A 13,094-nucleotide genomic window follows, 5' to 3' on the forward strand; every position below is an offset into this window, starting at 1 on the left:
GCTTTTTTATTGCGCCGCGAAGGCGCTGAGTTTTTCACGCGCGGTGTTCGCTTCCTGCACCATCCACGGGCTAAATGCCCACGGTGTGGCGTCCAGCGCGCGGAATAGCGCGTCCAGTTCCACCCACTGATACTCCATCACTTCATCGTCATTGATTGCGAGGGTATTCGTGACGCGGGCGGCATAGACCGGGCAGATTTCGTTTTCAACGATCCCTGACGGGTCGGCTTCACGGTAGCGGAACTCCGGGGCAATGGGGGTGATGTCTGTGATTTCGGCGCCGACTTCAAAGCGGCAGCGGCGGATAATCGCCTGCTCTGTCGCTTCGTCGGCCTGTGGATGACCGCAAACAGAGTTGGTCCATACGCCGGGCCAGGCTTTTTTACTTAAGGCGCGCCGGGTGATCAGACATTCTCCTTTAGCGTTAAACAGCCATGAAGAGAAGGCCAGGTGTAGCGGGGTGTGTGACGTGTGCGCGGCGTACTTCTCCTGAGTGCCAATCACCTTTCCCTGGTCATTTACCAAAATAACGTGTTCTTGAATACTCATTGATGCTCCAGTGCCAAAATGCTTAATGGTTCAGCACCATCAGCGGAATTATTATACTGCATTCTTATGCGAACGGTTTGGCCCACAGAGCGGAAAAGGGCATGACCCGCATCAGTTTGGGCTGCTATCATAGTGCGCCATTCACGCTGACCGAGGAGCTGTTTTGTTTGCAGGAAGCCTGACGAGAAACCCGATCATTGCCGTTTTCTGCCTGACGCTGACGCTACTTGTAGCAGGATGCTCGGGGAGTAAATCTTCGGATATGGGCAGTTATTCCGGTGCAGTCTATACCGTTAAGCGCGGGGACACGCTCTACCGCATCTCACGCGCCACGGGAACCAGCGTGAAGGAGCTGGCGCGCCTGAATAATATCTCTCCACCGTATACTATTGAGGTAGGGCAGAAGCTCAAGGTTAACGGCGGTTCCTCCTCAGGGAAAAAGTCCTCAACGCGTAAAACAGCCAAAGTCACGCCATCCTATCAGGTGCCTAAATCATCCTGGCCGCCGGTCGGTCAGCGCTGCTGGATCTGGCCTGCAAGCGGAAAAGTGGTTGCGCCGTACTCGCTCTCGGAAGGTGGCAATAAAGGTATTGATATCGCTGCCGCACGCGGCACACCGGTTTACGCTTCAGGGGCCGGGAAGGTGGTCTATGTCGGTAACCAGCTTCGTGGATACGGTAACCTGATCATGATTAAGCATGGTGAGGACTACATTACGGCGTATGCGCATAACGACACGATGCTGGTCAATAACGGGCAGAACGTGAAGGCGGGGCAGAAGATTGCGACCATGGGCAGTACCGGGACGGATACGGTTAAGCTGCACTTCCAGATCCGCTATAAGGCTACAGCCATCGATCCGCAGCGTTATCTTCCGGCGCAGGGCAGTAAGCCGAAGTGTTAAGTGATTATTTAATCGCCACTTAGTGGGGTAAAGGCTTGTATGAAGAGGCGTAAGGTCTATAATGCCTTACGCACCTCAAAGCGGGCGTAGTTCAATGGTAGAACGAGAGCTTCCCAAGCTCTATACGAGGGTTCGATTCCCTTCGCCCGCTCCAGAATTTCCCCAAGAAGAACCGTTCAAAAACTCTCTTTATTTCAGTAGGTTGCTCAGTAGCGCTGACTAACTTGTTTAGGCGTTATGTCCTGTAGAGCATTGACGTCCTCCCTGCACACGAAATGCAGGTAACCCTCTGACAGTCTTATGAAATCGCTGTGCTTCGCTTGTCTTCTAACCTCTAAGGGGCTTAATGGTTTCTGTTGTCTAAAACCAGAAGAGAAAGAGCCAGCGTGGCAGCTGGCTATGTTTTTAGTATGGTGATGCGGTTAAATAGACAGGGACGGAGTAGATCGAGCCACCTGCCAGATAATCCGCAGGGCTGTGAAAGGTGTAAATGGTTCCCTTCACGGAAAGGTAGATCGCATTATTCTCGACCTTCTTCAATGCATCTTTGTCCGTGGTGATCATGAAAGGCTGGTGATCGTTCTCCAGACTCGCCATAAACGCTTTATCATCTTTGGTTACATCATAGAGATAGAAACGGTAGGAAAAGCCTGTGGTGGCTCCTGCACTCGCTTCTGTGATGTAAAGATTAGCCAGATTGTTAACTTTCGCCTTCTTAATAATCACTTGCTCAAGTGGTGAGAAGTGCAGCAAGTTGTATATCCCATAGGCGACAACAGCCAACAGGATCAGAAGTAGATACCGCTTCTTAAAAACCTGTGCGTTTTGCATAGTCGATACCCGCTCTTATCCAGTACTGGTCGTTAGGATCATCACCGTAAGGCGTTGAGCCAAACCAATCACCAAAAGCCGGATCCGTTGTTCCTGCGCGGCTTTGCGTTAAGCCATAGGTAAGCTGGAATAGCCATTTTCACTTTTCCTCATGCTGTTATAAAAAAAACCAAAGAGAAAGTGTACCTATATGTGAGAGGGCAATAAACGATTAAATCTAACAAAATCATTAATTTAAATGTGATTAAATTTGAGTTAAGTTAAACTAAAGGGAAGGTAGGCATTGCACCCTCTCGATTATTGCAAAGCCCGTATGTAATCTGGCAAGGCTTTCAATTGGCTATCTTTCATCGCCGGAACAGGAATACCCCTATCAGTCTTTTCTGTACTGGCGTACCTGCTTCCCCCTTTCGTTCATTGTTATGATCGGTTGTCGGCATAACACGCTAAGTTGCACATTTCCTGTACCCTGGATACCCTGAGATTAATCCTAATAACTCAAGGGTGAGTATGGCTACCGGGAAGAGAAAGAACCAAAAGGAATCACCTGAAGAAGAGTTAGATCGCTTGCTGGATGCGCTTGAACTCACAGAGGAGCAACGGGAGTTTATCGAATCCATGCGGGAGGACAAAGGGGACCCCTGTGAGGAGTAACGCTTGCCTTCAGCCGAACGAATACCAATGGCCGCATAACGGCGTTGTAAAGAGCTTTACTTCTCACGAGGGCTTTACGTCAGCGTCGATGGTTCAGCGTACCGTGCCAGAAATTGTCCTGAAATGATGCGGTATTCAGACCGGATCGGACTACTATTCATTATGATTTATCAATGCATTATAGCCTGACCAGGTGCATGTAAAATCGCGGAGCCGGGAGAGTTGACGGCAATGTAAAAGAAATCATGAGGAAAGAAATATGGCTGCAACAAACGGTATGATTGATACTGATGACGCTGTAATTTTACTCATCGACCATCAGAGTGGCTTATTCAACACGGTACGTGATGTGCCTGTGCCAGACCTTCGTAACTATGTGACAGCGATTGCCAAAGTTGCCACGCTTTTAAATATCCCGGTGATCACCACGGCCTCTGTTCCTGACGGTCCCAATGGCCCGCTCATCCCGGAAATTCACAAATATGCACCCCATGCCGTGTATGTTCCACGTACCGGGCAGATTAATACCTGGGATAATCCGGCGTTTGTGAAGGAAGTGGAAAAGACGGGCAGAAAGACGCTGATTATTGCCGGCACGCTCACCAGCGTCTGCATGGCGTTCCCTGCGGTTAGCGCTGTCCAGGAGGGGTATAAGGTTTACTGTGTTGTGGATGCCTCGGGGAACTGGTCCAAAATCGCGACCGATACCACCATCGCGCGTGTGGCTCAGGCGGGGGCGATCCCTACCGATACGTTTGCCATTGTCGCTGAATTAATGAGAACCTGGAACCGCGCGGAAGGTTCTCGCTTTGCTGAGATCCTGGCAGAGCATGTCTGTCCGGAATATAAGTGCCTGATTGAAAGTTTCGGCAAAGCTCAGGAAATTGCCAGAACGGGCCCGGAAACCAATCTGGAGCATTATAAGTAAGTCCGGATAAATCTGTATAAAAGTTCCTGGATTTTATCGTCCTGTACCTGAACGTATTACAGGTGCAGGACGCAGCGGCGCCTTATTCCGGACGTCGCTGAACTGTCAGAGATATTAAGAGGGGCTGAACCGCGCATAATTTAAAATTAAACCCTCTTTCTTTTTACGTCATCAGGCGCCCCTGTTATATCTGTCGGCAAATTTTTTATTTACCGGATCGCAGATGAAAACACGACTCCTCCTGTGCGCGGGCTTATTTGCCGCCTCCAGTGCCCATGCCAGCGCCCTCTATTTTTATGAAGCTGGCACCGAAGATACCGCGCTTGCCGGAGCAGGGCAGGCGGCTCGTGCGCAGGACGCCTCGACAATCATGACCAACCCTGCTGGCATGACGCGCCTGCCGGATCATATGGTCACCGGTGGGTTACAGGTTATGGATGGCTCCATCGATAACCAGCTGGATAACCATGCCCATCAAAGCCCCGGCGACGTGATGAAAACCATCCCGAATAGCCCGGGTTGATTATGTCCGGGGAAATTACCGCTGGGTGGCGCAGGTGATGAATAAAGTCGTTTTTGCCGATCCCAATAATAAGGCGGCGCGCGAACTGGAAGCGGACGCGTTTGAACAGCTGGGATACCAGGCTGAGTCAGGGCCGTGGCGTAACGCCTACCTCACCGGTGCGCAGGCGTTGCGTAACGGCGTGAAGAGGATGCCGACGCCCAATACCGCCAGCCCGGATGCGGTCCGCGCCATGTCGAATGAGATGATTTTTGACTACTTCGGCGTTCACCTTAACGGCGTCAGAGCCGCGACTGCCCGAGGGATTTTTAACGTTGATCTGGGCCGCGAGGGCGGCAGGTACAAGCTGGAGCTGGAGAATGGCGTGCTGAACCATAGCGCCAACGCTCAGGCAGAAGATCCGGATGCAACCATCATGCTCAGCCGCGAAACGCTGAATAAAATCATCCTCAAAGAGACCACGTTGAAAAAGGCGCAACAGGCAGTAGAGGTGACGATCGTCGGCAATGCCGCGAAGGTAAACGAAATGCTGCGCTGCATGGAGAGCTTCAGCTTCTGGTTTCCTGTCGTCACCCCTTAAACGTAATAAAGGCTGCTTTCGCAGCCCTTTAGCATTCGCCTGCAACAGTTTGCCGGGTGTGGCGGCTTCGCCTTACCCGGCCTACACTCTGTGCGCCTTGAGCGCTAGATGACGCCATCCCCGCCGTCTGAACACCACACCTGCCCGGAGGTGTATGAACACTCATCCGAGGCCAGGGTGACATACAGCGGTGCGATCTCCACGGGCTGTCCCGGGCGTCCCAGAGGGGTACTCTCGCCAAAGTGTTTCACTTTTTCCTGTGGCTGCCCACCGCTGGGCTGAAGCACGGTCCAGTAAGGTCCCGGCGCTACCGCATTCACGCGTATCCCTTTCGGTCCCAGCTGTTTCGCCAGCGCTTTGGTAAACACCGCGAGACAGGCTTTGGTCTGCGCATAGTCAAGCAGTACGGCGCTCGGTTTCACCGCCTGTACAGATGAGGTGTTAATGATGGAAGCGGGGGCTTTCATGTGGCGCAACGCCGCCTTTGTGATCCAGAAAGGCGCATAGACGTTGGTCTTAAAGGTCGCGTCAAAATCTTCCGTGGTCAGTTCTTCCAGCGACTCACGATACTGCTGGCGGCCTGCGTTATTCACCAGGATATCCAGCCCGCCCAGTTTTGAGACGGCCTGCTCCACCAGGTTCTGACAAAAAGTTTCGTCCCGCACATCGCCCGGAAGCGCGACGGCATTCCGTCCTTCCGCTTTAATCAGGGCGATGACTTCCGCTGCGTCTTCTTCCTCTTCCGGCAAATAGTTAATCGCGACATCTGCCCCTTCGCGGGCATAGGCAATGGCTACCGCGCGTCCGATGCCGGAATCGCCCCCGGTAATTAGCGCCTTCTTACCGGCAAGACGACCATGCCCTTTGTAGCTCTTCTCGCCGTGGTCGGGAACGGGTTCCATTTCAGAGGCCAGGCCCGGTGGCGTCTGAGGCTGCTCCGGGAAAGGTGGCGTTGGGTAAGCGTTCGTACGTTGTTCATTATCACTCATAGCTAACTCCTTGTTAGGGGTGAGATTTGATGGATAGTTACAGCGTTAACGCTTCGCTGAATTATTTTTGCAAGTGGCTGACCCGCACTACGGGTGGGGATGATTTTTTATCGAGCGAGCCGCTAATACTGATCATGTTGTCAGGTTCCACGGTTCTGTCGTCAAATACGGCTTTCGGGATAATAACGTCGATTTTCCCGGTTTTATCCTGGAATACGTATTTATCGCCATTGCCGTCAATAAGATTGCCGCGCAGTGAAATTGAGGCGCCATCATGCATCTCTTTCGCCTGAGTAATGGTCATAATGCGCGCATCATCGGTACCACGATAACCGCTGTCCAGCGCATGCGGCGGTGGCGGCGCGTCACCCTTTTGTAACCCGCCGTTATTATCTGCCCATGCAGTAGGGATAATTAATATTAACAAGGCTGAAATCACTGATAATTTCATCTGATATCCTTCATTTTGGATGTCTTGACTTATTAAGTATTGTTGCTATTCCTTTATGTGGCAAATGTGATAAGTCTTAAAAGCATTTGCACAGAAAAATCAAAAATTTCGGCAATTAAGCGAAACGGTGACAACAGCCATGGAACCAAAAAATGAAAAAGTGCCTGGGATAAAAGAGAGTAACCGTTTACTGACGTTTGAGTACGCATTTCGTCAGGTGGGTTTTATTGTGCTGTTAGCTATTATCGTGGCGGCAATTGCCGGGCTGTTTTCAAGCGGTGCGGTCAGCGACGTGGAGAAAACAAACGAAGCAAAATCCCTGACCCTGAGCTATGAGCGCTTCGGTCGCCGCCAGACCGAATCGCGGATGGCGGTGACGTTTCCGGTGACGTCTGAGGGGAAATATACCCTCAGCCTGACCAGCGAAAGCAGCGACGCTTATGAGCCAGGCAGCGTCTGGCCACAGCCGGACAGCATGTACAGTCGGGGAAATACCCTGTTTCTCGTCTACGATCGTTTACAACAGACCGATAAATTTACCGTTGTATTATTCATCACGCCGTCAAAAGCAGGGAAGTGGACAAACAGCATCCGCTTAAACAACGAGCCAGATATCCGTTTCTGGCAGTTTATTTACCCCTAGGAGTCAAATATGGACATGGTTTTTCGTGCCCTGGCAATTTATCTGTTTCTGGTCATTGTGTTTAAAGTTGCCGGGCGGCGCGCCCTGCTACAAATGACCAGTTTTGACCTTATTTTGCTCTTAATTATCAGTGAAGCGACACAACAGGCGCTGCTTGGCGAAGATTTTTCCGTCACCGGCGCGATGATTACAATAACAATGCTGGTGGTGGTTGATATTATTTTTGGCCTGCTGAAGAAATATTTTTCCACCGTTGAGAATATTCTTGATGGCACACCGGTGATATTGGTGGAGAACGGTGTTCCCCTCGCCGATAAACTGAAAAAGGTCGATGTATCCTGTGATGATATATTGGTATCAGCCCGCCAGAATCACGGTATTACAGAATTGAAGGAGATTAAATACGCTATTCTTGAGCGTAATGGTCATATTTCTATTATTCCTGACGAAAATTAAGGGGCAATGCGATGAGCAATCTTATTCACGACAGCAACAGCACCATTAGCGAGCTGACGAAAAAGCTCGCCACTCAGCTTACGGACAGAGGTTTGCGGTTAACCACCGCAGAGTCCTGTACTGGCGGCAATCTCGCGGTTGCGCTTTGTGCCGAAGAGAACACGGCGGAATTTTATGACGTTGGCATGGTGGTGTTCAGCGATGCGGCGAAGGAGCGGATCCTCGGCGTGCGGCACGAAACCATTGAGCGCTTCACCGCCGTCAGTGAACAAACGGTGACCGAGATGGCCGCTAAAATTCGCGAAATTGCCGAGGCGGATATCGGCCTTGCCATCAGCGGCTATGCGGGACCGGAAGGCGGAGACGATGGCACCGCAGCCGGTACGGTCTGCTTCGGCTGGAATATTCGCGGGCAGACGGAAACCCGCACCGTGCTGTTTTCCGGTGAATGTCAGGATGTGGTGGATAAAGCGGTGCGTTATTCCCTGTCTGAACTGATCGAAATACTCTCCGGCTGGGATAACGTCTGAAACAAGGGGAAAGGCTATGGCTGTGATCGTTATTACCGGCGGTACGGCGGGCGTGGGGAAAGCCACGGCGCTGCACTTTGCCAAGGCGGGCTACGATGTGGGCATCATTGCCCGCGACGAGCAGAGCCTGCGCTCCACAGAAGAGGAGTTGCGCCGTTTCGGGATCAACGCCTGCGCCGTTCAGGCCGACGTGGCGGACAGCAAGGCGGTGACCGATGCTGCTAACGAGATTGAATACCGGCTTGGGGCCATCGATGTGTGGGTGAATAACGCCATGGGCGGGATGCTGGCGCCGTTTCGCACCATGTCGCCTGAGGAGTTTCGCCGCGTCACCGAGGTGACCTATCTGGGCTATGTTAACGGTACCCGCGCCGCGCTGGAGTTAATGACCCCACGCGATCGCGGAACGATTATTCAGGTTGGCTCCGCGCTGGCCTACCGCTCCATTCCCTTGCAGTCAGCCTACTGCGGGGCGAAAGCCGCGATCCGCGGATTTACCGATGCCGTGCGCACCGAACTGATGCATGAAAACAGCCGGGTGCAGATCGCAATGGTACAGATGCCGGGCCTCAATACGCCGCAGTTCGAGTGGGCGAGGAATAAATTTGCCTGGGCGATGCGCCCGGTTCCTCCCGTTTTTCAGCCGGAAGTGGCGGCCAGCGCTATTTTTAAGGTGGCGCAGAAACCGGTGCGGGAACTGTGGGTGGGCAGCAGCACCGTCCAGTCGATTGTCGGGCAATTTCTTTTCCCCGGCTTTCTGGATCGGCTGATGGTTAAAAAGGCCTGGGAAGGGCAGATGACCGATACGTTAAATGCGGATGACCGTCAGGACTATCTGGATCAGCCGGTTAACGACCTGCATAAAATCCACGGACACTTCACCGACGAAGCAAAAGAGCGCGCTACCAGCGTCACCTCCGGCATGCCGGGGAAAGTGTTGCTCGGCTCCCTTGCCGTCACGGGCGCGATTGTGGCCCGTCTGCTGCTCTCGCGGAGACGATAATCAGCGTAGTGCGGTACGATCGGTCCAGAACCAGCGGTAGCCATAGCCGCTGAGGTTAAGCGCGACGGTTTTGCCGCACACCAGCGCGTCGTTGTAGCGTTTGTCCGCCAGGCAGGCGGTCCAGGTCGCATGCCGGATCCCTCTGGCGGTAAAATTAACGGGCTTATCGCTGAAGTTAACGAAGGTCAGAATGCTGCGCGTGTCGGTTTCGTAATAGATCCCCAGCACCGCATCGCTGTCGATATTAATAAGACGAAACGGCGCTACGCCGATCTCAGGGAACTCCGAGCGCGTATTGGCGATATCGATAATGCAGTGCAGGAGTGAGTTGCGGTGCAACAGCGAATCCGCCACGTTGATTTTTTGATAGCGGTACGGGCCATGGTCAATCATCGGGGCGATAAAGGTTTCCGGGTCGGCGTCTGAGAAACCGCCGCCTTGCGATCCGGCCCACTGCATCGGGGTGCGTACGGCGTAACGCTCCTCCAGATCCAAATCATCCCCCATGCCAATCTCATCCCCGTAGCGCATGACCGGTACGCCCGGCAGCGAAAACAAGACCGCGTGGCATAAGGCCAGCCGCTTTCGATCGCCATTAAGCATCGGCGCCAGACGGCGGCGGATACCTCGCTGATACACACTCATCTCTTCGTCAGGGGCAAAGGTATCGATGACGGTCTGCTTCGCTTTTTTACCTATCCCTTCCAGATCCAGCTCATCGTGATTGCGCAGCCAGTTGGCGAAGCAGCAGGAGTCCGGCGGCACAATCATCTTCTTCACCGCGTTGCGCAGCGGTCGTGCGCTCTTCTCTGCCAGGCTGACGTAAAAGTACTTATTGAGCCAGAAATTCAGCACCAGGTTGAGCCGGTCGTTCTGACCAAAATAATCTTTGTAGGCCTCGACCTCCACGTCGACTTCGCCGAGCAGGATCGCGTCCGGGTTACGCTGCTCGATAAGACGGCGCAGATGTTCAAGGATCCACAGGCCGCGTTTTTCATCCCCACGTCCGGCCTGTTTTGTCAGGTGCGATGCCGCATCCAGGCGAAAGCCCGACACCCCGAGCTTTAGCCAGAAGATGATGATGTTCTCAACCTCCTTCAGCACCGCAGGGGAGGCGAGATTGAGATCCGGCTCGTGGTGATAAAACATATGCCGGTAGTATTGCCCCGCCTCGTCGTCCCATGTCCAGATGCTCTTCTCCACGCCGGGGAACATCGGCGGCGTATCGTCGTCGTCCGTGTCGGACCACAGGTAATAGTCACGGTAGGGTGACTGGGGGTTGCGGCGGGCCTGTTGAAACCAGGGATGCGCATCCGAGGTATGCTGGATAAGCAGCTCAATAATGACCTGCATCCCCAGCTCCCGCGCCTGTTCAATAAAGGCGATGATATCGTTGAGCTTGCCGAAGCGGGGATCGACCTGCAAATGGTCGCTCACATCATAGCCTTCATCGAGAAAAGGCGTGAGGTAAAACGGGGTGATCCAGATGACCGTCGCGCCCATCCGGCGGATGTAGCGCAGCTTCGCGGCGATTCCGGCGATGTCGCCACAGCCATCGCCGTTAAGATCGTAAAACAGGGCGGTATCAATCTGGTAAATAATGGCGCGTGTATGCCAGCCTGCCATAGTAATCCTTAATGATAACCTTCGGTATCAGACACTTTGCCCCGGAAGACGTAGTAGCTCCAGGCGGTATAAACCAGGATCACCGGGATGATTAACAGCGTGCCGATCAGCATAAACAGCTGGCTGGCAGGCGGCGCGGCGGCTTCCCACAGGGTGATGTGCGGCGGAATAATGTGTGGCCACAGGCTGATGCCCAGGCCGCTAAAGCCGAGGAAGATCAGGCCCAGCGTTAACAGGAACGGACGGGCATGGCTGTCGGGATTGCGCGTCAGCCGCCAGATCCACAGGCTGAATACCGCCACCAGAACCGGAACCGGCAGGAACCAGAAGAAGTTGGGCAGAGTAAACCAGCGCTCGGCGACAAACTGCCAGCCGAGCGGGGTCCAGATACTTACCACCGCAATAACGGCAATCAGCGCCAGCAGAACGTGGCGAGTCAGCTCGCGCATCCGGTTTTGCAGCGCGCCTTCACTTTTCATGATCAGCCACGTGGTGGCCAGCAGGGTATAGGCGACAATTAAGCCCAGCCCGCAGAACAGATTAAACGGGGTGAACCAGTCCAGCGAGGAGCCCACAAAGCGACGCCCTTCCACGTCAAAGCCGTTAATCATCGCGCCAACCACGATCCCCTGGCTGAAGGTTGCCAGCAGGGAACCACCGGCAAAGGAGTAGTCCCAGAATTTGCGGTGGGAAGGAGTTGCCTTGAAGCGAAACTCAAACGCCACGCCGCGGAAAATAAGCCCGATCAGCATGGCCGTCAGCGGGATGGTCAGGGCATCGATGATTACCGCGTAGGCCAGCGGAAACGCGCCGAACAACCCTGCGCCGCCGAGGACCAGCCAGGTTTCATTTCCGTCCCAGACCGGGGCGACGCTGTTCACCATCACGTCGCGCTCTTTGGCACCGCCCACAAAGCTGAACAGCATGCCGATACCGAGATCGAAACCGTCCATGATGATGTACATCAGCGTGGCGAAGATAATAATGGCAAACCAGATGACCGGGATATCGACGCCCATCAGATCTTCTCCTCTTCCGGAATAGACTCGGCGGCGGACAGCGGACGGGCAGGGGTGCCCGATGTATTAGACGTTAGCGTGCCCACAGGCTGCGGACCTTTCTTAATCAACCGGGCGAGATACACATAACCCACGCCAAATACCGAACAGTAGACCACGATAAAGGCCAGCAGGCTGATGCTCATCTGCAACGTACTGTGCAGAGACACCGCATCTATCGTGCGCAGATAGCCGTAAACGACCCACGGCTGGCGGCCCACTTCGGTGGTGACCCATCCGGCGAGTAGTGCGAGCAGTCCGGCAGGCCCCATACAGAGGGCAAACCAGTGGAATGGCCGCGAGTGATAAAGCCGACGGCGATAGCGCAGCCAGACGCTCAGTACGCCAAGGGTAATCATCAGCAGCCCCATGCCGACCATAATGCGGAAAGACCAGAAGACGATGAGCGAGTTAGGGCGGTCCTCTTTCGGGAAATCCTTCAGCGCCGGGACCTGTTTATCTAGGCTGTGCGTCAGGATCAGGCTGCCGAGCGCGGGAATTTCAAGCCCGTATTTGGTGCGTTCCTCTTCCATATCCGGTACGCCAAACAGCAGCAGCGGGGTGGCCTCGCCGGGCGGGTTTTCCCAGTGGCCTTCAATCGCGGCGATTTTGGCAGGCTGGTGCTCAAGCGTATTCAGGCCGTGCATATCCCCGACCACGGCCTGAATGGGCGCGACCAGCAGCGCCATCCACATAGCCATGGAGAACATTGTGCGAACAGCGGGCGAATCGTTACCGCGCAGCAGATGCCATGCCCCGGACGCGCCCACAAACAAGGCGCTGCACAGGAAGGCGGCGATGGACATATGGATCAGACGGTAAGGGAAAGAGGGGTTAAAGATAATGGCCAGCCAGTCTTCGGGAATGACCTGACCGTTCTGAATACTGAAGCCCTGCGGGGTGTGCATCCAGCTGTTGGAGGCGAGGATCCAGAAGGTGGACATCAGCGTGCCCAGCGCCACCATGCAGGTGGCAAAGAAGTGCAGGCCGGGGCCGACCTTGTTCCAGCCGAACAGCATCACGCCTAAGAAACCGGCTTCCAGGAAGAAGGCGGTTAACACTTCATAGGTGAGCAGAGGGCCGGTTATGCTGCCTGCGAACTGGGAAAAGCCGCTCCAGTTAGTCCCAAACTGGTAAGCCATCACCAGCCCGGAAACCACGCCCATACCAAAGTTGACGGCGAAAATTTTCAGCCAGAAATGGTATAGCGAGCGCCAGACATCATTTTTGGTGCGAAGCCACATGCCTTCGAGAACCACCAGATAGCTCGCAAGCCCAATGGTGATTGCCGGGAAGAGAATATGAAAAGAGACGGTAAAGGCGAACTGTATCCTGGCCAGATGAAACGCATCAAGCTCGAACATGCTCC

Annotated in this window: 13 protein-coding genes, 1 tRNA gene and 2 pseudogenes; 9 read left to right on the top strand and 7 right to left on the bottom strand. The window is 54.0% G+C overall.

The features are described 5' to 3' along the window. Positions 1-6: 6 nt before the first annotated feature. On the bottom strand, positions 7-549 hold the full coding sequence (gene idi / locus ACOTW6_RS08585; protein ID WP_047050810.1) for an isopentenyl-diphosphate Delta-isomerase: 543 nt from the start codon (positions 547-549) through the stop codon (positions 7-9). A gap of 163 nt (positions 550-712) precedes the next feature. On the opposite strand from idi, the gene actS reads away from it, so the two are divergent. Both actS and ACOTW6_RS08595 read left to right on the top strand, forming a co-directional pair. Then, the gene (gene actS / locus ACOTW6_RS08590) at positions 713-1,453 is read left to right on the top strand and encodes an amidase activator ActS (protein WP_022651807.1); all 741 of its coding nucleotides are present in this window, start codon (positions 713-715) and stop codon (positions 1,451-1,453) included. 80 nt (positions 1,454-1,533) lie between these two features. Then, positions 1,534-1,607: transfer RNA gene (locus tag ACOTW6_RS08595), tRNA-Gly, on the top strand. A 251-nt stretch (positions 1,608-1,858) separates the two neighbouring features. On the opposite strand, the gene ACOTW6_RS08600 is transcribed toward ACOTW6_RS08595, so the two are convergent. After that, complete coding sequence (locus tag ACOTW6_RS08600; protein ID WP_017382883.1) at positions 1,859-2,284, bottom strand: hypothetical protein; 426 nt, start codon at positions 2,282-2,284, stop codon at positions 1,859-1,861. A gap of 913 nt (positions 2,285-3,197) precedes the next feature. Here ACOTW6_RS08600 and ACOTW6_RS08605 point away from each other — a divergent pair. The 3 genes and pseudogenes from ACOTW6_RS08605 to ACOTW6_RS08615 form a co-directional block, all read left to right on the top strand. Beyond that, entirely contained in the window at positions 3,198-3,866 is a 669-nt protein-coding gene (locus tag ACOTW6_RS08605; protein ID WP_023295377.1) for an isochorismatase family protein, read from the top strand. A 223-nt stretch (positions 3,867-4,089) separates the two neighbouring features. Further along, positions 4,090-4,380: pseudogene (locus tag ACOTW6_RS08610) on the top strand (outer membrane protein transport protein); the annotation flags it as partial. Then, a pseudogene (locus ACOTW6_RS08615) lies at positions 4,379-4,969 on the top strand (alkyl sulfatase C-terminal domain-containing protein); the annotation flags it as partial. The pseudogenes ACOTW6_RS08610 and ACOTW6_RS08615, both read left to right, overlap by 2 nt. Before the next feature lie 104 nt (positions 4,970-5,073). On the opposite strand, the gene ACOTW6_RS08620 reads toward ACOTW6_RS08615, so the two are convergent. Both ACOTW6_RS08620 and ACOTW6_RS08625 read right to left on the bottom strand, forming a co-directional pair. After that, complete coding sequence (locus ACOTW6_RS08620) at positions 5,074-5,958, bottom strand: SDR family oxidoreductase (protein WP_032649406.1); 885 nt, start codon at positions 5,956-5,958, stop codon at positions 5,074-5,076. Between the two features lie 61 nt (positions 5,959-6,019). Next, positions 6,020-6,409, bottom strand: a complete 390-nt coding sequence (locus tag ACOTW6_RS08625) for a YdeI family stress tolerance OB fold protein (protein ID WP_003862868.1) — start codon at positions 6,407-6,409, stop codon at positions 6,020-6,022. A 139-nt stretch (positions 6,410-6,548) separates the two neighbouring features. Between ACOTW6_RS08625 and ACOTW6_RS08630 the strand changes: the two genes are divergently transcribed. The 4 genes from ACOTW6_RS08630 to ACOTW6_RS08645 are packed head-to-tail and all read left to right on the top strand — an operon-like array spanning position 6,549 to position 9,041. Beyond that, positions 6,549-7,052, top strand: a complete 504-nt coding sequence (locus ACOTW6_RS08630; protein WP_421766243.1) for a hypothetical protein — start codon at positions 6,549-6,551, stop codon at positions 7,050-7,052. A gap of 9 nt (positions 7,053-7,061) precedes the next feature. Continuing rightward, positions 7,062-7,508: a DUF421 domain-containing protein gene (locus ACOTW6_RS08635; protein WP_213789002.1), complete on the top strand. Its 447-nt coding sequence runs from the start codon at positions 7,062-7,064 to the stop codon at positions 7,506-7,508. Positions 7,509-7,519: 11 nt separating this feature from the next. Beyond that, positions 7,520-8,038, top strand: coding sequence for a 2-oxo-tetronate isomerase (locus tag ACOTW6_RS08640; RefSeq protein WP_003862863.1), 519 nt, complete (start codon positions 7,520-7,522; stop codon positions 8,036-8,038). 16 nt (positions 8,039-8,054) lie between these two features. Further along, entirely contained in the window at positions 8,055-9,041 is a 987-nt protein-coding gene (locus ACOTW6_RS08645; protein WP_023298529.1) for an SDR family oxidoreductase, read from the top strand. On the opposite strand, the gene ACOTW6_RS08650 is transcribed toward ACOTW6_RS08645, so the two are convergent. From ACOTW6_RS08650 to ACOTW6_RS08660, 3 genes are read right to left on the bottom strand one after another with little or no spacing between them, the layout of a single operon-like run. Next, positions 9,042-10,667, bottom strand: coding sequence for an alpha-amylase family protein (locus tag ACOTW6_RS08650; protein WP_213789003.1), 1,626 nt, complete (start codon positions 10,665-10,667; stop codon positions 9,042-9,044). 8 nt (positions 10,668-10,675) lie between these two features. Beyond that, positions 10,676-11,686, bottom strand: coding sequence for a cytochrome d ubiquinol oxidase subunit II (gene cydB / locus ACOTW6_RS08655; protein ID WP_213789004.1), 1,011 nt, complete (start codon positions 11,684-11,686; stop codon positions 10,676-10,678). Further along, positions 11,686-13,089 carry a cytochrome ubiquinol oxidase subunit I gene (locus ACOTW6_RS08660; RefSeq protein WP_213789005.1) on the bottom strand — a complete coding sequence of 468 codons (1,404 nt, stop codon included), beginning with the start codon at positions 13,087-13,089 and terminating at the stop codon, positions 11,686-11,688. The genes cydB and ACOTW6_RS08660 overlap by 1 nt, the downstream gene beginning before the upstream one ends. Positions 13,090-13,094 lie beyond the last annotated feature (5 nt).

The sequence above is a fragment of the Enterobacter cloacae complex sp. IR5403 genome, from assembly GCF_049238705.1.
In the GTDB taxonomy this organism is placed as follows: Bacteria; Pseudomonadota; Gammaproteobacteria; order Enterobacterales; family Enterobacteriaceae; genus Enterobacter; species Enterobacter hormaechei_C.